Below are 19,129 nucleotides of genomic sequence, written 5' to 3'. Positions count from 1 at the left end.
TCTTATTTCCCCTCCTACAGGAGGGGTCAGGGGAGGTGCTAATTCTCTTCAAGGGAGGCCCGGAGGGGTCAAACCTTTCGAAATTCGTTCAATTACACTTTGAAAGTTATCCAATATCTCTTCATTTCGAAACCGGATTACTTTTAACCCAAACTCCTCTAAAACACTTGTCCTCCCAGAGTCATACTCTTTTTGATCCATTTGATCATGGACACTCCCATATACTTCAATCACTAACTTTTGTTGATGACAATAGAAATCAACTATATAGTTTTTAATTGGGTGCTGCCTTCGAAATTTGAATCCTTCCAGAGATTTATTTTTAAGGAAGTTCCATAAAACCTTTTCTGCTGGAGTCATTTCCTTCCGCAGCTCCCTTGCTCTTATCTGAATTTCTGGAGAAGCTCCGTAAAAAAGGTTATCTGAGTAGGACATTTATTTACCCCCTAGATCCCCCTTCAGGGGGACTTTGGTTGTGAATTCATTGTAGTAGTGATTTAGCATTTTCTTTTTAGAAACGAAACTTTCTCCCTCCCCTCAAGGGGAGGGTTGGGGTGGGGTTATGCCACATCGGCAAAAGTCCGTTCCATCTTTCGAAAGTACATCATCCCAAAAACAAACACGACTACTGCCACGATAGTCCCCGGCCAGATCCATTCCCAAGGCATGGACCTGTCCAGGAAGGCGGCGCGGAAACCCTCAATTACACCTACCATGGGGTTGATGATGTAGAATTTTTGGTATTCTGCTGGAACTGCTGAAGTGCTATAGACTACTGGAGCAGCATAGAGTAGGAGTTGCACCAAGAAAGTCAGCGCATGCTTCACATCCCGATACTTCACTGCCAAGGCTGAGAGAAACATCCCTATTCCCAGACTGCACATCAAAAGCTGAATAATCAGAAAAGGCGTAAAAAGCACCCCCCAACCGGGAACCTGCTTGAAATAAATCAGCATAAAGATCACTACCACAAAGGCTATGGTAAAGTCCAGCATCTTGGAAAGCAAGGCGGATAGCGGCAAGACCATGCGTGGGAAATAGACCTTGGTGATCATATTGGCATTTTGAATCAGGGAATTGGCTGATTCGGTAAGCGTGCCGGAGAAGTAATTCCAAGGCCATAAAGCCAAGTAAGAGAATAGAATATAAGGCATCCCATCCGAGTCCACCTTGGCTAAACCGCCAAAGACTAGGGTAAAGACCACAGTCGTGAAAAGCGGTTGGATAATCGCCCAAGAAACACCAAGAATAGACTGCGCGTAGCGGGCCTTTATACCTCTTAGCGTCAGGAAATACAGGAGATCCTTATAGCGCCAGAGCTCCTTGAAGTCCACCATCTTCCATCCGGAGGAAGGTTCGATTATTTTGTAGTGTTGGGAAGAGTTAATTGTTAATTGTTAAGCGTTAAAGGTTAAGCGTTAGTTTAAAGTGTTCGAAGTTCAAAGTTAAATGTTGAGAGAAATTGACTAATGATATACTAGGGAATAAACAGACGAATAGATCATTTCCCAAAAATTAAAATACCCTGTATATCACCAGGATCAGCATCGAGAATATCAACCTCAACTTTTCGATTTACTTTTTCGAAAGTCTTTAATCTGATAAAATCCAAGTATTCACGATCCAAATTATTCCCAATCAAAAGCATTTGAATAGTTCCAGAGTCAATCCCTTTTGCATAGTCACCAATTATGTAAGCTTTTTGTACCTCCCCCATTCGCTTGACAATTCGTTCCATTAAATCATCTAATCCTAAAAACTTACTAACCATAGCAGTAATTTCAGAGAAAAATGGATGTTTGTCATTTGCTCGGTAGATTTTTGTCTTTCCTTCCTCTTCCGAAAGTAATAATCCTGCATCAGTTAGGCGGTTCAGTTCCACCCGAACGGAATTAGTAGACTCATCAAACTCCTTAGCCAAAGAACGTAAATAACCTGAATTCTGATGAGCAAAGAATTTTAATAAAAGTTTAATACGGGTCTTAGAAGTAACTAAAGAATCAAGCAAAAATCAGGGATTTAAAATTTAATGACAGCTTCGCCCTTTCACTCCCAATTAGGAACTAGGCAACTGAGTAAAAAAATTACTCAACTGAAATTTATAATAAAACTTTAAATACCAAAAATCCTCAAATAGTTTTTTTTTAGAAAAAATAGCCTGTCTTAATATAATTAGCTAAATAATACCCTCCAGAAAGAATATGTAAGAAATAACCAAGCCCAACTACTTTAAATTTCCAGAGCTGCTTTGAACCTTTAACCCCCTCTTTTTCAAATTCTTTTAATAAAATTTTTAACATAACTACATAAAGCATAAACAATGAAATGGGTATTTGCCAATAAAAATTAGAATGCAAAAACCTTTCAGGGCCTTCAGCAAAAAGGAAATAAATTAAGATTGAAATTATTGCTATAAGGGAAGAAAACTTAAACTCCAAATCCTGCAAGAGTACTTTTCCAAACAAAATCACAGATAAAAACAACACAAAAAAACTACTCAAAATATCCAAAACAGGGCTTTCAGAGAAATAAGTCCAAACTGCAAATGGTTGAAAAAGAATTTGTCCTTTTTCTCCAAAATAAAAAAATGGGCTTTGATTTGGATTCAGATCAAAGATTATAATTTTTGAAAAGTATATAAAAACCAAGAAAGTAGCAGAAAAACCTACACTCATAAAGAATTTCTTTTTTGAGTCACTTTTTAATAACAAGTATGTAGGAAGAGCAGGAATATATGCCAACAAATAGTTTGGTTTTGAGAGAAGGATCAAAAAGGAAATCAAAATCAAATCGTATGGAATGGTAACACTTTCATGTTTTATCCAAGAAATAGCACGAATGAAAAGCCAAAAGCAAAATGGAAAGACAAAAATTGTACTTCCATTATGCCACAAGTTTGGAGTAAATTTTCCAAGATATAAGTACTCTCCTTCTAAGCCGAAGAGATACAGTGGAAAGAAAAACATCAAACCAATTGGAAAAACCTGAAAAACCTTAATAGTTGACAGGTGAAGCGACAAATAATCATAGGTCTGCCTGTATTTAATCATCCAGCAAGTCGCCATTAAAACCACCATTCCAATGTTCAAACTAAATGAACCCGGAATTAATTTAGCTATCCCTACAAAGGAAAAATAATAAAGAGGTGGGAAAGGAAGTTTCCCTTTTTCGGAAAAGAGTTTCCAAAGATGGATATGGGCAGGAAAATCAGATAAGATGGAATCCGTAACCATCAAATAGTAAAGACTGACTAAGAATAGGAAAAACAGAAAAAATGAAACCCAAAAAAAAGGGGGATATAAATCCAGTAATTGTTTAATTCTCTTCCATATTTTCATCTCTTCGAAAAATACATTAATTCTAAATTAGTGGTCTCGAAACGTTTACTCTTATTAAATCCAGGTGATATCTTATTCATGTAATCCGAAAAGGCCAAGGGTCCGGGTAACTTAAATGCCAGAATGTAATAATCTTCCAAATCGCTTTGTTTGTTAAATCCCCTTTTCTGATAGGCTTTTCGCTGAAAAGAGCTCCTTGAAATCCAACCATAAGAAAGAACAGGAACTAGATTTGTATAATTAAATTGATCTAAAAAATTATATTCAAAAAAGCCTTCTAGAAAAACCGGCGTTTCAGAATTAGTATACGAAAGCAGATCATAGAACTCTTTATTAATTATTTTTCTTCCATCGGCTTCTTTCAGAAAATTAAATGTATGAACCACTAAAAACCCGACCAAAACTATAGATGATACATTCCAAAAATTAGATTTAAGAACTGAGTATTGGATTTTAAGAATTGGAAATAAAAGAATTAAGAAAAACAAAAGATTTACTCTCCCCAATAGCATGTTAAAATGATTAAAGGTCAGAAAGAAAGTCAACCATGAAAAAATAAATACCAGCTTCTTTTTCCATGAAAATTTCAAGTATAAAAATCCAATTAGCAGAGTTAAAATCAACATTGATTTAAAAAGCTCCGTTAATTGAACTAGAATAATTCTATAAAAGCCATTTTTCAATTCTTTCAAAGAAAAAAGTTCTTTATCTAATTCAGCTTTTTTTTGAATTAGATCTTCCTTTCCTATTTCTAGTTCCTCAAACATCCAACGGGAAAAGAAAAACCAATCAGTATCCTTTTCGATTTGATTTGATCTTGACTGCATTACGAACACAGGATGATCAATTACTTTTGATCTTAATTTATTGAATTCCAAAAACCCAGAATCAACAAATTTTCTTTCGTAAAGTCCTTTCCCGGAAAGGACAATCCCTGCCAGAAAAAAAACGAAAGCTCCAATAATTATTGGCTTTCTAGCGGAATAGGTAGAAAACATAATTTCAGACGAAATGTAACCTAGGCAGATCAACCCTACGGATTCCCAACGAATCAATAAGCCCAAAAAAACAGCTATTGCCCCGAAAATTATGGTTAAGTACTCTTTTTTTTGAGATTGAGACAAAGCAATTAAACCAGCTAATCCAGCGTATCCTGCTATCAAGGTAAACTGAGAAAAAAATGCAAAATGAATGGAAATAAGTAATACAAAAATATTCCAAAACCTCTTATTGGAATATGGGATTTCGGAGTATTGAATTCTATTGAGCAAAAGAAAACCAGATAAAAAATCTACCAAAAACCAAAAAGCCCCGTACCAATTGAATTCCGGAAAAAGTAGGTAAAGCTTTGACAGAACTAGACTCAAAATAGGATTTATGAATAAGGCATAAGACTCGGGTTCACCTGTGTAAGCTCCCGAAACCAGCCACATCATAATTACATCGTCATTGGTCTGAAACCTCCAGGGTAAAAACCAAACTATCACTAATGAAGCAATTAATAAAAAATACCAAGATCTCAATATGGTAATACGCTTCTTCAATTTCTTATTCAAAAGTATAGATCAAGGTAGGTTCTACAGTGAAATTTTCAGGTAAAGAGTCAATTGGATAATAAAGTATTTGTCCGGCAGAATATCCATTCGGAAAGAATTTCTCCAATTGCGCTCTATCCCAAATTCCTGGATTTTTGGAAATCGTCTTACCCAAAAGATAGGGAATTCCACTTATTCGATATACTGCTAATATGCCTTTTTCTTCACCTGTTTTCCTTTCTAGATTTTCTAAAACATCAATTTGGCTTGGAAAAAGTTTTATTGATTTGTGAGGTAAATATTCCCAATTTTCAGAGGCATTCCAAAGCCCCTTTTGCTGAAAAGGATGCCACCAAAGCCCATTAAAAACAAGCAGTAAAGTCATCAAAGAAATCCCTATTCCAAACCTTGATTTCCATTTTGCAGGAAAATTATCCATCAGAAGGTAAATTCCAATAATCCAGAAAACAGCATAATGAATCCCTATTCGAAGCCAATAGACATTGCTCCCAAAGTGTAGGATAAAAGGCAGGAAAATTAATAAGACAATCCAAGGAAGCCTTCTTTCCCTTTTTGATTTGGGAGAGAGATTATTTAAAGTAAAGGCCCAAATTCCCGCACCAAGTAATAAGAAGAAGTGATTCCATTCATCGGTAATTTTGGTTTTGAAAAATAGGAATGAGAAAATGGGCAAAACAATAGCTAGTTGCAGGAATGGATTTTTAAAGCTTTTCCGAATCAACCAAACTGCTCCAAACATCATTAAGCTCCAAAAAAGTCCTACCAAAGTGTGTTTGGTTAAAATCCAAAATTGATAATCTCCCCTACTGCTTTGGATAGCTATACCTTCACTCAGTCGGCTGATTGCATTCTCTCCCAAAGTCCAATGGAATGTAAGTTCCAAAACAAAAAATGGAAGAACCCATGCAAGTAGTTGATACCAAGGCCTTTTTTGAAACCAGAAGACTAGGATTAATGAAATCCCTCCTAGAAGAATTGAGGTGGTCACTTTGACATATACTAACACCGCTAGGACTAAACCAATCAAAATGCTATTGATCCATGTCCATTTTGGTTGGGCAATTAAAGCCAGCCAAAAGCAAGTCAGTACAACCGTCAAATGATTATAAGAAAGGCTGGCAGGAAGAAAACCATATCCGGCAAGTAACCCCAAGAAAGCTAATAGATATACCTTTGAAAATGGTGCTTTTTGGGGATTTAATGAATTATAGAAACTTGTCAAAGCCCAAGCTCCTAAAGCATAGAATGCTAAACGGAGTACTCGAAGTCCGACAATTCCGAAATGGATTCCTGACCATTCATAAAGTAGTTTGAAAAATAGGTCGTAATTGAATATCCCTCCTTGATTTTCCTGGAATGGATGAGCCAACAGGACATACAAACCCTCATCCGACACATCAAAGCCACGATTTATCCCTGCCAAAACGATGGCTACAGCTAAAATCGCGGCTCCGAGAAGGAATTTGGGCATGATTTGAGTTTAAAAGTTGTAAGGTTGTAAAGTTGTAAGGTTGAAATAAAATCAAAAAACTGAATATTGATAAGTAGTCATACTTAATTCTTTATTCCAAACTCTTTACTAATCTCTTTGGGAAGGTCGTAGAACAGAGGAAGTCGAAGGAGGCAATCACTGAATTTTTCAGCATTGGGGAGACTCTGCTGAAAGGATTCGGGTTGGGCTTGAGCGATAAAAGCGCTTTTATGGAGGCTTTGGTAATGAAACACGGCCAATATTCCCTTTCTCCTTAATTGTTCTATATAAGTTTGTCTTTGATCGGCATTTTCAAAAAGAAGATAAAATAGATGGAAATTTCCTTCATCCTTTTGGAAACTTACCTTGGAAACATCTCCTACAACCTCTTTCAAGGATGTCTCCAAAAGCTCCAAGTAAACTTTTGGAAGAAGCACAGGATCTCTTTTTTCCCCTGAAAACCAATTTTGATAATCCTCCCAAATCTGCTTCCGCCGGGCTTGGATTTCATCCAATTTCTCTAATTGAGCCCAGAGGAAGGCTACATTGATTTCAGAAAGTAAAAAGCTACTTCCTAAATCTACCCAACTGTATTTATCAATTTCACCCCTGAAAAAAGCAGAGCGATTGGTTCCCTTTTCCCAGATAAATTCTGCACGCTGGATGAAACGCGGATCATTCACCACCAACATCCCTCCTTCCCCACAGTGAATATTTTTAGTCTCATGAAAACTAAAAGTGGAAAGATGACCAATACTGCCTAATGGCTGATCTTCCAAGAAGCTATTTATTGCCTGTGCAGCATCTTCAATAAGATATAAATCGTGTTTTTCTGCCAAAGCCTTCATTTCAAGAATCGGACATGCAACACCCGCATAATGAACCGCCACAATTGCCTTGGTTTTTTGTGTTATCATGGATTCAATTTTGCTCACCTCTAGATTTGGAAATCCTTCTTGGCTATCCACAAAAATTATTTTGGCCCCTCTCAGCGCAAAAGCGTTGGCAGTTGAAACGAAGGTAAAAGAGGGAACAATGACTTCCTCTCCTTCTTGTATATCCAAGAGAATGGCAGCCATTTCGAGTGCATCTGTACAGGAAGTCGTCAAAAAGCAACGAAGAAAACCATATCTCTCCTCAAAAAAGTTTTGGCACTTATTCGTGTAATAACCATTTCCGGAAAGTTTTCCCAGATTTTCTGCTGCATCTTGGATATAGGCAAATTCATTTCCTGCAAGGAAAGGCTTATTAAATGGGATAGCATAATCCATAATTCAAATTAATTAGAAAAGCTTAACTCTGAATCTTGGAAAGGTGAATGAATTACCTGAATCATCCCTAATATCGGTAATCATCAACAATCCTTGCCCGCATACCACAACCGGATTCCCCTCCTTTTTAAAAATTACTTTTCCCGGAGTTCTATTAACTATTTGAACGTCTTCAACCACTTTAGCATCAAAAATTCTAAGTTTCTCCCCTTCAAAATTTGTCTTTGCCCCCAAATAAGGTTCTCCACTAGCGTAGATTTTCCGTAGTATCATGTCGGAGTCCATAGTCCAATCAATAAAATAATCATCCTCATCCCTCCAAAGACTATAAGTTGCTTGTTGATTATTTTGAGGAACTGATGGAATAGGGCGATTTTCCTCTATATAGCTAGCAATTTCCAAGAACATTTCTAGATATAGATTAGCAACCTTCTGGATTACCTGATTAATTTTTATCGGGTGCTTAATTCGTATGGATTTTTGGAAAATGATATTCCCTGAGTCAAAATCTGAATTTGCAAATATGGCCGTTGCTCCAATTTCTTCATCCCCTTCTATTAATGCTGTAACTAGAGGATTAAAGCCTCTATATTTTGGTAATAAGGAATCATGAAAAACGATGATTTCTTTTTTTTCGGGAGGATTGATCAACCACCTCCAACCTAAAAGAATTAAATAATCACTGCTAGATTTTAAAATATTAAATTCTGACCTCTCTAAATATGGTAATTTTCTTTCTTTACACCAGGTAATTAATTCTTTAGAATAATCATTCTTAACTCCTTCGTCCCTTCCAACCACGACACAATCAATTAAAGAATAATACTTTGATGGTAAATTCTGAATTAGGAAAAAGCCTTTAAAACCTAGAGATAAAAAGGTGATCATATAACATTCTCAATTAACACGTTTCTCGATGATATAAATCGGTCGATTCTTGACCCCTTCAAAGGTTTTACCCACATAAAGCCCGACTACGCCTAAGGTGATCAATAAAAGCCCGGCAAGGACCCAAATGGAAATTATCAAACTTGCATAACCCGCAACAATAATTTCCCCCCGTAAATAGCGAATCAAAGTAAATAGGGCAAATAGAAAACCCGTCAGGGCTACTCCTACCCCCAATTTTACCGTCAAGCGAATAGGCTTGTCACTGTATGCCAGCATGATATCCAAAGCCAAGTTGAAAAGCTTTCTCGTTTGGTAGGTGCTTTTCCTGTTTTGATTGGATTGATGTGCAACAGGAATGGAAGTTTGCCGAAATCCAACCCATTTAATCATGGTAGGAAAATAACGGATAGATTCCCGCATGCCGATCACCTCCTTAATCACCCGATGATGATATATCCCAAAATTAGCTACTGTTTCATCTTGCTCTGAGCCAGTCAAATAAGAAAGGGTGCGATAAAAAAACTTGGATCCCAATTTCCTCAAAAAATGGTCTTTCCGATCCACCCGCTTTCCGACAACAACATCATATCCTTCCATAGCCTTCTGATAAAGCCAGGAAATCTCTTCTGGGATGTCTTGTAAGTCACAGTCCATCACCACTACCCAATCCCCTTTTGCCTGATCCAATCCAGCCGTTATCGCATAGTGTTGCCCGAAGTTTCTTGAAAGTTTAATCCCCTTTATACATCTGTCTTCCCGAGCTAATCCCTTGATCTTTTCCCAAGAATCATCCGGGCTTCCATCATCCACTAAGATAATTTCAAAGGTTTTTTCCAATTGCTTCAAGACCTGACAGATTCTTTCTGTCAATTCATCAATGGTATGCTTTCCAAAATAAACTGGAATTACAATCGATATGTGAGGATTAGAATTAATAGCTGGAGGCAATAAATAATGAGACTTCTAAAATAGAAAATGACTTTGACATCCCGGAAAGAAATTAAAGAAGCTCAAACCAAATCTGGAAAAGTAGGAATTCTAAAAACAGAAGATTATAAATCATAAATTTTAAAATTCTTTGATTTGTTATATCAAAAACAGATATAATATAAAAATGTGGAAAACTTTTGTCTCTTACTCTCAAAAATTACCCTGTTTATGGTATTTTTTTTTCGCTTGAAGATTCTACCTTTGAAATAGGGTGATTAAGCAACTTTTCTCATAATTGTTTTCGAGAATTACAAAAGGGACTTTTTCCACTACTTTTTAATCCCTTTTTTCCGAATTCAAAATTTGGAAGTCTAACTGAAAAAAGAGCCTGATAAAATTATCAGGCTCTTTTTTTATACAGGTTGAAAATGAGGTTAATAAAAGCGGACTTCGCAGTTAGGGTTAATTTCTTTAAATCGATCCACTGCCCTGCTTGTCAATCGGGTATTAAAGCAAGATAACTTTTGCAAATTCTGTAATCCCTCGATGGGTCTTAATGAGCGCAAATTGGTACTGGCTACATCCAATTCTTCTAAGCGAATCAAATTCTCCAGACCTTTCAAACTCTTCAAATTGGTTCCCGAAATATTTAAAGTCCGCAATTCAAGCAAGGAAGCCAAAGGAGTCAAATCCTCAATCCCCGTATTGGAAATATTCAGTTTTTGAAGTTGGAACAAACCCGATAAAGGAGAAAAGTCAACAACCGGCATTTGAGAAAGACTCAAATCCTCCAATAGCTTCATTTCAGCAAGTGCTGAAATATCAGAAATTGGAGCATCAAAAACCGATAGTTTTCTAAGGTTGACAAATTCCTTCAAAGGAACTAGGTCTGGAATTGAAACACGCTCAAAGCTAAGTGCTGCTAATCCAGTCAAATTGTGTAACTGTTCTGTGGATGGGTTCTCTGGCAAACTGAATTGTCGGCGAAGCAATTCCTTCCAAGAAGTACCTAATACATCCCACCAGTTATTCAATTCCTCTACTCGATAAATCAGCGTCAAGTCTGGCTTTTTCAGTAGCACCTCCGGTACTTCCTCTTCAAAAAACGCCGCTCCATCTACATTCAAATAGGACAAGGAAGACATCCCAATAACAGGCAAAATGCTTTCGACAGGACTTCCAGCAAAATTCATAACCTGAATGGAATCCTGATTGGCCAAAGGATTCAAATCCCGAACTTGAGTTTGGGTAGCCTGGATCCTAGTAAGTGTTTTTACCTCAGAAAGCGGAAGCAGGTCTGAAACAGGATTATCAGAAAAGTCCACTTCTTGTAGCTTCACAAATCGGGTAATCGGTTTTAAAGTCTCAATATTCAATCCGGATAGATCCAGTTTTTCCAAACCAATCGTAGAAGTCAAAATCTCAATATTCGGAGAATCTCCCCGAATTTCTGGATTGGCTTTTCTGAGCGCATTTTTCCAAGGTTCGGATAAAGCTGACCACCAACTCTCCAAATCTTTGACATGGTGTATAAGAAGGACTTGTGGATTTCTTCTGGAAAAATTATCAGCAGACGCAATGGAAAGTTTGGTTTCATCCGCTAATACCTTCCTCAAATTGGGTTTTCCATTAACCCCAGAAATATCTGCTACCTCCGTCCCGGTCAAATCCACAGTTTCGAGTTGTTCCAAACCAACCAAGGGAGTTAAATCTTGAATATTTGTCCGGGATAAATCCAGATATTTCAAAGATTTAAGTTGGCTTAGATTAGAGAAATTAATCAGGTAATTTCCTTTTAAAGTGAGCTGCTTCAATTGCTTCAAATTCTGAATATTCTCAGCATTGTTGAAGCCACTTTCCGTCAAATCTAAGGATTCCAGACTATCAAACTCATTCAACACCTGATAGCTCACAATTGGCGTATTGACCAGTTTGAGTGATTTTAAAGACTTCAGATTTTGAAGCTCGTCAATTTCCTGTATTTGGGTTCCGGATAGATTCAAACTTTTAAGTCGGTCCGAATATTTAATAAACTGAATATCTGAAGTTGGTGTATTGGATACATCCAAATATTCCAGAAAAGTTACATTGGAGATTGGACCCAAATCCATAATGCGAGTATCACTTAAATCCACGTAACGAAGATCTCGAAGGGATTCGAGAGGACTTAAGTTTAAAAGGGAATCAGTACCAGAAATATCCAAGGAATCCATGGATACAAATCGGTATAACAAATCCAAATTGATGGAATCATTCTCCGAAAGTGAAAACTCTGCCCTGAAGAAGGACTTCCAATGCGGATCCAAAATTTCCCACCACTCCAAAAGCTCTTCGTCTCTGCTGAGTTTGGTGGTATAAATACTAACTATTTTTAGCTCTTGAGACTTTTCATCCAAATTAACCTCTACGAACCGGGGCTTAGTATTATTTACTTTCACACCATCCTTTCCAGTAGCTTCAATTGTTCGATCCAAGGATACTACAAAGAAAACATCTCCATTTTCTTTTTGGCCTGGTTTGACATCCCGGATTTTGAATTGAAAAGCGACATTTTGATAAAAGAACTCAATGTCCTTCATGTAGGCAGTAATATCCTTATTGATGACCACCTTTCGGTCAAGTAAGAGGTCATCTTCTACCTGCACGGTGCCATCTCGGAAGATTTTCAAATAACTTTCCCGGATAATTACATCCTTATCCCGGGTAGGTGTATCCTGGGCTCCAATTGTATTGAGCAAATATTCTAAAAATCGGACCTGATCCTCCACTTTGGAAGTATAGGATTTGATTTCTTCTTCGGTATATCCTTTGAGGGTTTGTGAAAACCCCGAATTGATTCCCAAAAAGAAAACAACGACTAGAATAAAAAAACCTTTAATTCTGGCCATAAATAAACTTTTGAAGGGTTTCTTTATCTCCTGGGTTAAGCTTGACAAGACTAGAAATCAACCAACCTGTATTAAATCCTGGACGGTTAAACTGGGAAACTTCAAAATACCATCCTTCGATTTGAAAAAAGTGAAACCGAACATCACTTACAGTATCAAATCGTAGATTCCCTTTTTTCATTTCATAAAGAAAAATAGAAAGGTAATCCGGGGAAAATGAGCTTCCGGTAAAGGCTTCCGGCAATTCAGAATCCTGAAAAGCTCTACGAAGATTCATAAATCCCAATTCATGAGAAAGTGGATGCAAGAAGTCTTTTTCATCGCCTACTGGCTTATCAAAAAGATTTCTGAAAGGACCGAAATCCACGGCATCAATCACCCATTCATATCCCAAACCTTGAGGCTGAATTTTTAAAATCAAATTGGCGGTTTCCCGTTTTCCTTGAAAAAAGAACTCTGCTTTGACCTCCGCAAACCAACCTTCCCGATGGAAGCTTAGGTATTGAGGGTAAACCTCTGACATGACCTGCTCTGCAAATTGGGACTTGAGAGCCGGAGTAATTCCGCTAGTTTGATTATCAAATAATACTTGAAGAAACCCTTTCCGAAGGGATGGATTATGGTAAAGTGAGTCTCCCGGATAAAAGCGGACATTCCCATTGATGGATTCCTCCGCATTAAAGCGCCGAAAAAATTGATTGAGTTGTTTGGTCGAAGCGGCAAATCGACCATCATCTTTGATTGTTCCGCCAGAGCCTATGCCCTGAGCGGAAACAATCGAGATGCTTGCGATTAAAATCGCAATGGTAATAAAGGTTAATCTCATGCTGAAGTTTCAGTCACTCGTACATCACCGAGCATTACATCCCAAAATTCGATGGTACGACCAGCGATTTGAGTTTGTTTTTTCTCAACGTAAATGGTGATGTCTTTCTTTGTGGTGTCTTTGTAATTCATTCCTGTTTCAATAGAAGTACCTTCGAAACGCTGGAAGATTGTAATTACACCTACATATCTACCGTCAGGCTGACGTTCCAAATCAGAGATGTACTGAATATCATACCAAGTAATATTTACCCGGTCATAGTTCAAAGCCATCAATCGCTCGAAGTATCTTCTGACTTTGTAATACGCAATTTCTGAAGAATTGATACTGGACACTCCCATTTCAGCTCCAGGAGCAAACAGTTCTTCCGCACGATCCATTACTCGGTTTGCCTCGGAGAATTGTGTGTCTTTGCTTCCAATAATAGCGATGTATTTACTAAGGTCTTTTACCTTTTCAAGAGCCAAGGAGTCGATTGCTTGCTTTCTTGCGGGGCTTATGTTCTCGGACTGTGCCATTGCTGTGAAAGAGCTGGCTAGAAAAAGACCAAGAAAAAGGATTAGGGTATTTTTCATTGTATATAGGTTCTAACGGTGATTACTTTCTTCTTAACTCAAGCTCAGAAACCTTTCCATTAGCATCCAAACGGATATCACTAATGAAATTCAGGTTCTTTTTAGTGTCCTTCAAGTATTCAAGATACTTACGGATGGTGGTTGGCTCATCGTAATCCTTTACACCATTTTCCTCGTGAATCACGATTAAAACAGGTGTATCTTGATTGGAAAACATCGCTAATGTTTGCTCGATGGATTGGTTAGCAATTCCGGTATTTCCTGAAGCAGCCACCGAATTGAAAGCGTTTTCAAGCTTTTCTACAGCCACTTCCTCAGCTGTTGGAGCTGGTGGTTGAGGAGCTGGCTTTTCTTCCACTCGTTCAACGGGAGCGGGTTCTGGTTCAGGTTGCACAGCCTTCTTTTTGGACTTGCAAGCTCCCATCGCTAGAACCATTACTAGCGCTAAAATCAAGGAGCGATTCAGCGTGGAGGTGAATAAATTTACTTTCATTGTTTAGGGTTGAATTAATTATTTTGAAAGGTTTATGGAAAGTTTCAAGTTCCTTGAAATTCATAGCAAAGTAAATAAAAAGCATTGATTATCTGGCAAAGGGCGGTCCAAAACCCTAGGATACTTTGTCAAAGATTCTAAAAATTTTTACGAGCGGTGGATGAAAAAAGAAATTACAGAAAACTGAAAGGATCAGATAGGTAATTTCCTACGGTTTCAGCTTTTTAAATAAACCTTGAGACAAAATTCTGGAGATTCTGGGAGAGAGAAGGAAGACAGAAATAAAAACTAATCAAATAGACGTATTAAGGATTTCTTATAGGCAAAAAATACCCATTTTTGGGGATGTTTTCGTGTTTTTTTAATACCGATATTTACAATGTGTTAAGTTTTTAATCAGGCAATGCCGACCGAAAATGTCCAGGGTTTCCTTGGGCATTTTCTTTTTTACTTGGAATCAGTTGGGGAAAGCCTAGAGGAAATCAAGTGTCTGAAGAGCAAATAGGCGATCCCAGTTCCTATCAACAATATTGAGGCAACTAATGGTGAGGGATAGCTTTTGGTTTGAATAAAAAACAAATAATTAATTAAAAGTTGTAATGCGGCATATCCCAAGGAGATGAGCACATGGCTAATTTTAAATTCATTTGCTAGGATTTGATAAAGGTGCGATCGGTGAGGTTCAGACAACTTCTCTCCCTTTCGGTATCTTCGGACCATTGTTAAAACCACATCTACTCCATAAATCAAAAGAAGAAGAATAATGGACCACTTCCCTACTTCTAAATACCATTGAGTAAGGAAGTAAATAATCAAATAAGCTAAGCTGATACTTCCCACATCACCTGCAAACATCAAAGCTCTTTTTCTAAGGTTGAAAAGAAGAAAAACGCAAAGGGCCAAAATCTCATATTGTATAAGTTGACTCTGGAAAATCGGCAAATAGCTTTGGACTGCCAGCAAAGAAGAGAAAAATACTAACCCATAAAGGCCGCTAATACCATTAATGCCATCCATAAAGTTGATTGCATTGATAATGCCTAATGCGATGAAATAAAAGATGGGAAGTAAGTACCAGTCCATTTGACTGAATAGATCCAATTGGTAGAAACCAAGGGACAATGCCACAAACTGCATCAAAAAGCGAAACTTCCTAGAAAGAGACTGAATATCATCCCAAAAACTAATTACTGATATTAGAAAAAGCCCAAGAATCATAAAGGTGTCTTGGAAGCCTGAAATCACCCACCAAATAACTGCAGCAATTGGAAAAATAATCCCTCCTCCCCTTACTGTGACTTTAGTATGGGAAGAGCGGTGGTTGGGTTTGTCGATGATATGGAGTTTTCGCCCAATTTGTAGATATATAAAAGAAATCAAAAGAAAACAGAGAAATAGGACTGTTTGGTCAAGAATCATATTCTACAAGCTGGGTATTTTTATGAATTAGAATTTAATTGATGTGTGAAATTAACAACTCAAAAAATTGAAACGCATCTATAAATTAATTTTGTTGAAAAATTTTAAAAGTTTCTACATTTTTCGAACTCTTGCTCCTGGATGTTTTTAGTGATCTTCACTAACAAAATTATCAATACTTAAGGAAGTTTCGGACTAAACCAATTATTTCGGGCTTCCAAAACCGTGTAAATAGTATATGCTATTCAATTCCATTGAGTTTTTCCTTTTCATTATACCAGTATTTTTCCTCTATTGGTTCCCTCTTTCAAAAAATGTGAAGCTACAAAACTGGCTTCTTCTGATAAGTAGCTATGTTTTTTATGGCTGGTGGGACTGGAGATTTCTATTTTTAATATTATTTAGTTCGATCCTTGACTTCATTGTTGGAAGGAAACTGGAATTTGAAAAAAATCTAAGAATTAGAAAGGTCCTACTCTGGCTAAGTATTGGTGCCAATTTGGGATTGCTGGGTTTCTTTAAATATTTCAACTTTTTCATTGATAGTTTTGCAGAAGCCTTCACTTTTTTTGGTTATCCCATCCAAATAGGACGCTTGAATATAATATTACCTGTAGGAATTAGTTTTTACACTTTTCAAACTATGAGCTACACGCTTGATGTTTATAAGCGAAAATTAACACCTACAAAAGACCTTCTTAGCTTTTTAACTTTTGTGAGCTTTTTCCCCCAGTTGGTTGCTGGCCCAATAGAGCGGGCGAGTCATCTATTACCCCAGTTTTTCAAGCGACGTGAATTTGATTACACTTGGGCAATTTCTGGAGCCAAAATATTCCTTTGGGGACTATTTAAAAAAGTGGTAATCGCTGACAATTCAGCCATACTTGTAGAAGGAATTTTCGAAAATTATTCCCAACAATCCAGCCTTTCGCTGATATTAGGTAGTATTTTCTTTTCATTCCAGATTTACGGAGATTTTAGCGGGTATTCAGATATGGCAATCGGATTAAGTAGAATTTTTGGTTTTGACCTTATTACCAACTTTAAATTCCCATACCTATCTAAAAATGTAAGCGTTTTTTGGAAAAGGTGGCACATTTCACTCTCTTCTTGGTTTAGGGATTATTTGTACATACCCTTAGGCGGAAACAGAAAAGGGAAAAACCGAGCCATGATCAATGTATTTATTGTGTTTTTAGTCTCTGGATTTTGGCATGGTGCAAATTGGACTTTCATTATTTGGGGATTAATTCATGGGATCGGCTACCTATTCTATTTTGCTTTCGGAACAAATAAAGAAGAGGAAGTTTTCTCATTGAATCCAAAAACTATTGTTCAGGTAATTTTCACTTTTTTAATGGTTTCCTTCGCTTTTGTTTTTTTCAGATCACCTTCTGTTTCAGACTCACTGAATTATTTGAATGGTATTTTCTTTGGTCATGGAGAAGCAGCGTTTTTTATGTCGAGCAGCAGGCACCTTGTCATGACTGGAATCACTTTCCTTGGAATTATTATTTTAATGAGTTATGAAATTGCCGCAAATAGAAAAGGGGCTTTTGAGGTTTCTCTGAACAAATTTGACTTGGTTTTATGTGGAATTTCTATTCTATTTTTGGGAGCCTTTAAAAACCACCTTGATTTTATTTATTTCCAGTTTTAGGCCCTATGAAAAAGTTCTTATTTCAGATTTTCACTTATCTACTCATTACTTTTTTAGTGGGATTAAGCATCACTGGTGCTGCGGATTACTTCCTTTCAAAAAGCTATTTTTACAAACCCCAGTTTATTTCAAATTATTTCTCATCAGCGTCTAAATTGGACTATATCATAGCTGGTTCTAGCCGTGGATTGACGACAATTGATACCAAAGAGGTTGATTCAAAACTTGGGGTTAAAGGATTCAATATTTCCATGGATGACACAGGACTTCCTAGCCAATTCCTGATGATAAAACATTTTTTTGAGTCAGGTAACACTGCAAATTATTGTGTTTTAACACTTGATGTAAGTCATTTTGAAGAGTCTGAAAAAAAATTAAACGACAATGATTATAGATTCATCACTTACAGTGATAGGTCATATGTTCATGAATATTATCGAGCTTATGAAACGGGAATTATCCGTCCTTTAACATGGTCTAAATATTTTCCTCTTTTTGCTTACAGTTATTATAATATGGAATTGATTTGGCCTGCTGGAATGGCGGCTTTAAAGCCTAGGTATAAAAACAGGTTTGATGAAAAAGGAGACTATTCCTATCCAGATATGGTTTTTTCTAATGATTCTCCTCCAAAAGTTCAAGAGATACAGAAAGCGATTAAAAATCCAATCTTGGAAGAGATAAGGGCTTATCTACAAACAAAAAATTCTGAACTCATCCTTTATATAGCACCCTATTTCAATAAATCAATTTATGTAACTAACCCTTCAAATTATCCTCTTATCAATCACGCAGGGGCATTGCAAGGTGCTAATTACTTTTTTGATATTGACCATGTAAATACACTAGGGAAGCAAGAAGCTACTAATCTTTTTATGGAGGATTTTCAAGCGATCTTAAAAAGTAATTAGTAGAAGAAAAATTACCTGCAATTCTAGCCCCTAGGTGGATCTTATTCAAAAAAGGATGCTATGTATTCCCATTGTTTATCGGGGGTACAATATTTTTGAAAATAAGAATGCCCGCCCCTTGCTATTTTTTCATGATAAGCCTTGTCCCTTAAAACTAAGTTTAACACTTCTTGATACTCTGATGAGTTCTCGACATAGTGTATCTCTTCCCCCTGCTTTGGGAAAATGGGAAGGTCAATTTCAAAAGGAAAAGAAACAACAAATGTTCCTGCATTCCAATATTCCGCTAAACGCCAACTAACTGCCCCAAGTACTGCTGGGTTATTAAGGTTAATCAGGGACCTTGAACTAAGTTTTGAAAATTCTGTTGGAGAATATCGCTTCAGGTTCAACTCTTGATCATACCCAAAGTTATTCCCATCCGACCTCGGGATAAACCCTCCCTCAAATTCAATTTGAGGATGGTTTTTACAGACTCTAATAAATTCTGCTCTAATTTGATTTGCCCAAGGTTCCTTTTTCCAGGTACTTCCCGAAAAAAACACATAATTACCAAACTTAAATTCAGGTTTCTGAAGTTGGTAAACGGGGCGTTTTTTTAGAATATAAATTTCTCTGGCAAAATCCCTTAGAGACAAGCTTTTCAACCATCTCAGCCCTATAAATTTCATTTTTTTTGAAATTATATTTATAGGATAATGCGGAAAAATAGGCTTTACTTTTGGTTGATTATAGCTTTCACTCTTTAGTAATTTATTGGTGGCAAAATAAAAATCCGACTTTTTATACAATTCCTCATTAACTCCCACGGGGTCATGATTATCAATTACGCCCAACTTTCCTTTCCACTCAAAAATCAAGTATCCACGATTTTCAAAATGCGAAAATTCAGGAGCGGGA

At 36.9% G+C, this 19,129-nt stretch carries 17 protein-coding genes; 2 read left to right on the top strand and 15 right to left on the bottom strand.

The genetic code is table 11. The features are described 5' to 3' along the window. Positions 1 to 48: 48 nt before the first annotated feature. From NY014_RS01150 to NY014_RS01085, 14 genes are all read right to left on the bottom strand, one after another. Positions 49 to 435 (bottom strand): endonuclease domain-containing protein, encoded by a 387-nt coding sequence (locus NY014_RS01150; RefSeq protein ID WP_259412691.1) that lies wholly within the window; start codon positions 433 to 435, stop codon positions 49 to 51. A 125-nt stretch (positions 436 to 560) separates the two neighbouring features. Next, entirely contained in the window at positions 561 to 1,337 is a 777-nt protein-coding gene (locus NY014_RS01145; protein WP_259412690.1) for an ABC transporter permease, read from the bottom strand. Between the two features lie 164 nt (positions 1,338 to 1,501). Then, positions 1,502 to 2,008, bottom strand: coding sequence for a winged helix-turn-helix domain-containing protein (locus NY014_RS01140; protein ID WP_259412689.1), 507 nt, complete (start codon positions 2,006 to 2,008; stop codon positions 1,502 to 1,504). A gap of 136 nt (positions 2,009 to 2,144) precedes the next feature. Next, complete coding sequence (locus NY014_RS01135) at positions 2,145 to 2,744, bottom strand: hypothetical protein (protein ID WP_259412688.1); 600 nt, start codon at positions 2,742 to 2,744, stop codon at positions 2,145 to 2,147. Positions 2,745 to 3,334: 590 nt separating this feature from the next. Then, a complete protein-coding gene (locus NY014_RS01130; protein WP_259412687.1) occupies positions 3,335 to 4,216 on the bottom strand; it encodes a hypothetical protein in 882 nt (293 codons plus the stop codon). A 670-nt stretch (positions 4,217 to 4,886) separates the two neighbouring features. Next, positions 4,887 to 6,365: a hypothetical protein gene (locus NY014_RS01125; RefSeq protein ID WP_259412686.1), complete on the bottom strand. Its 1,479-nt coding sequence runs from the start codon at positions 6,363 to 6,365 to the stop codon at positions 4,887 to 4,889. A gap of 83 nt (positions 6,366 to 6,448) precedes the next feature. After that, a complete protein-coding gene (gene rffA / locus NY014_RS01120) occupies positions 6,449 to 7,636 on the bottom strand; it encodes a dTDP-4-amino-4,6-dideoxygalactose transaminase (protein WP_259412685.1) in 1,188 nt (395 codons plus the stop codon). Between the two features lie 12 nt (positions 7,637 to 7,648). Continuing rightward, the gene (locus NY014_RS01115; protein ID WP_259412684.1) at positions 7,649 to 8,524 is read right to left on the bottom strand and encodes a methionyl-tRNA formyltransferase; all 876 of its coding nucleotides are present in this window, start codon (positions 8,522 to 8,524) and stop codon (positions 7,649 to 7,651) included. Between the two features lie 9 nt (positions 8,525 to 8,533). After that, on the bottom strand, positions 8,534 to 9,475 hold the full coding sequence (locus tag NY014_RS01110) for a glycosyltransferase family 2 protein (RefSeq protein WP_259412683.1): 942 nt from the start codon (positions 9,473 to 9,475) through the stop codon (positions 8,534 to 8,536). 416 nt (positions 9,476 to 9,891) lie between these two features. Then, positions 9,892 to 12,345 carry a leucine-rich repeat domain-containing protein gene (locus tag NY014_RS01105; RefSeq protein ID WP_259412682.1) on the bottom strand — a complete coding sequence of 818 codons (2,454 nt, stop codon included), beginning with the start codon at positions 12,343 to 12,345 and terminating at the stop codon, positions 9,892 to 9,894. Further along, a complete protein-coding gene (locus NY014_RS01100; RefSeq protein WP_259412681.1) occupies positions 12,332 to 13,171 on the bottom strand; it encodes a hypothetical protein in 840 nt (279 codons plus the stop codon). Before NY014_RS01100 ends, NY014_RS01105 begins: the two co-directional genes overlap by 14 nt. Next, positions 13,168 to 13,746, bottom strand: coding sequence for a hypothetical protein (locus NY014_RS01095; protein WP_259412680.1), 579 nt, complete (start codon positions 13,744 to 13,746; stop codon positions 13,168 to 13,170). Before NY014_RS01095 ends, NY014_RS01100 begins: the two co-directional genes overlap by 4 nt. A 22-nt stretch (positions 13,747 to 13,768) precedes the next feature. Then, positions 13,769 to 14,239 carry a nucleoid-structuring protein H-NS gene (locus NY014_RS01090; protein ID WP_259412679.1) on the bottom strand — a complete coding sequence of 157 codons (471 nt, stop codon included), beginning with the start codon at positions 14,237 to 14,239 and terminating at the stop codon, positions 13,769 to 13,771. A gap of 447 nt (positions 14,240 to 14,686) precedes the next feature. Next, the gene (locus NY014_RS01085) at positions 14,687 to 15,658 is read right to left on the bottom strand and encodes an MraY family glycosyltransferase (RefSeq protein ID WP_259412678.1); all 972 of its coding nucleotides are present in this window, start codon (positions 15,656 to 15,658) and stop codon (positions 14,687 to 14,689) included. Between the two features lie 643 nt (positions 15,659 to 16,301). On the opposite strand from NY014_RS01085, the gene NY014_RS01080 reads away from it, so the two are divergent. Both NY014_RS01080 and NY014_RS01075 read left to right on the top strand, forming a co-directional pair. Next, the gene (locus NY014_RS01080; protein WP_259412677.1) at positions 16,302 to 17,318 is read left to right on the top strand and encodes an MBOAT family O-acyltransferase; all 1,017 of its coding nucleotides are present in this window, start codon (positions 16,302 to 16,304) and stop codon (positions 17,316 to 17,318) included. Positions 17,319 to 17,323: 5 nt separating this feature from the next. Beyond that, complete coding sequence (locus tag NY014_RS01075) at positions 17,324 to 18,229, top strand: hypothetical protein (RefSeq protein ID WP_259412676.1); 906 nt, start codon at positions 17,324 to 17,326, stop codon at positions 18,227 to 18,229. 41 nt (positions 18,230 to 18,270) lie between these two features. Here NY014_RS01075 and NY014_RS01070 read toward each other — a convergent pair whose 3' ends face one another. Further along, positions 18,271 to 19,089 (bottom strand): glycosyltransferase, encoded by an 819-nt coding sequence (locus NY014_RS01070; RefSeq protein WP_259412675.1) that lies wholly within the window; start codon positions 19,087 to 19,089, stop codon positions 18,271 to 18,273. Positions 19,090 to 19,129: the final 40 nt, after the last annotated feature.

Source organism: Algoriphagus limi (genome assembly GCF_024919275.1).
GTDB lineage: Bacteria > Bacteroidota > Bacteroidia > Cytophagales > Cyclobacteriaceae > Algoriphagus > Algoriphagus limi.
The sequence above is the reverse complement of the archived record's forward strand: the minus strand, read 5'-3'. Positions and strand labels throughout refer to the sequence as shown.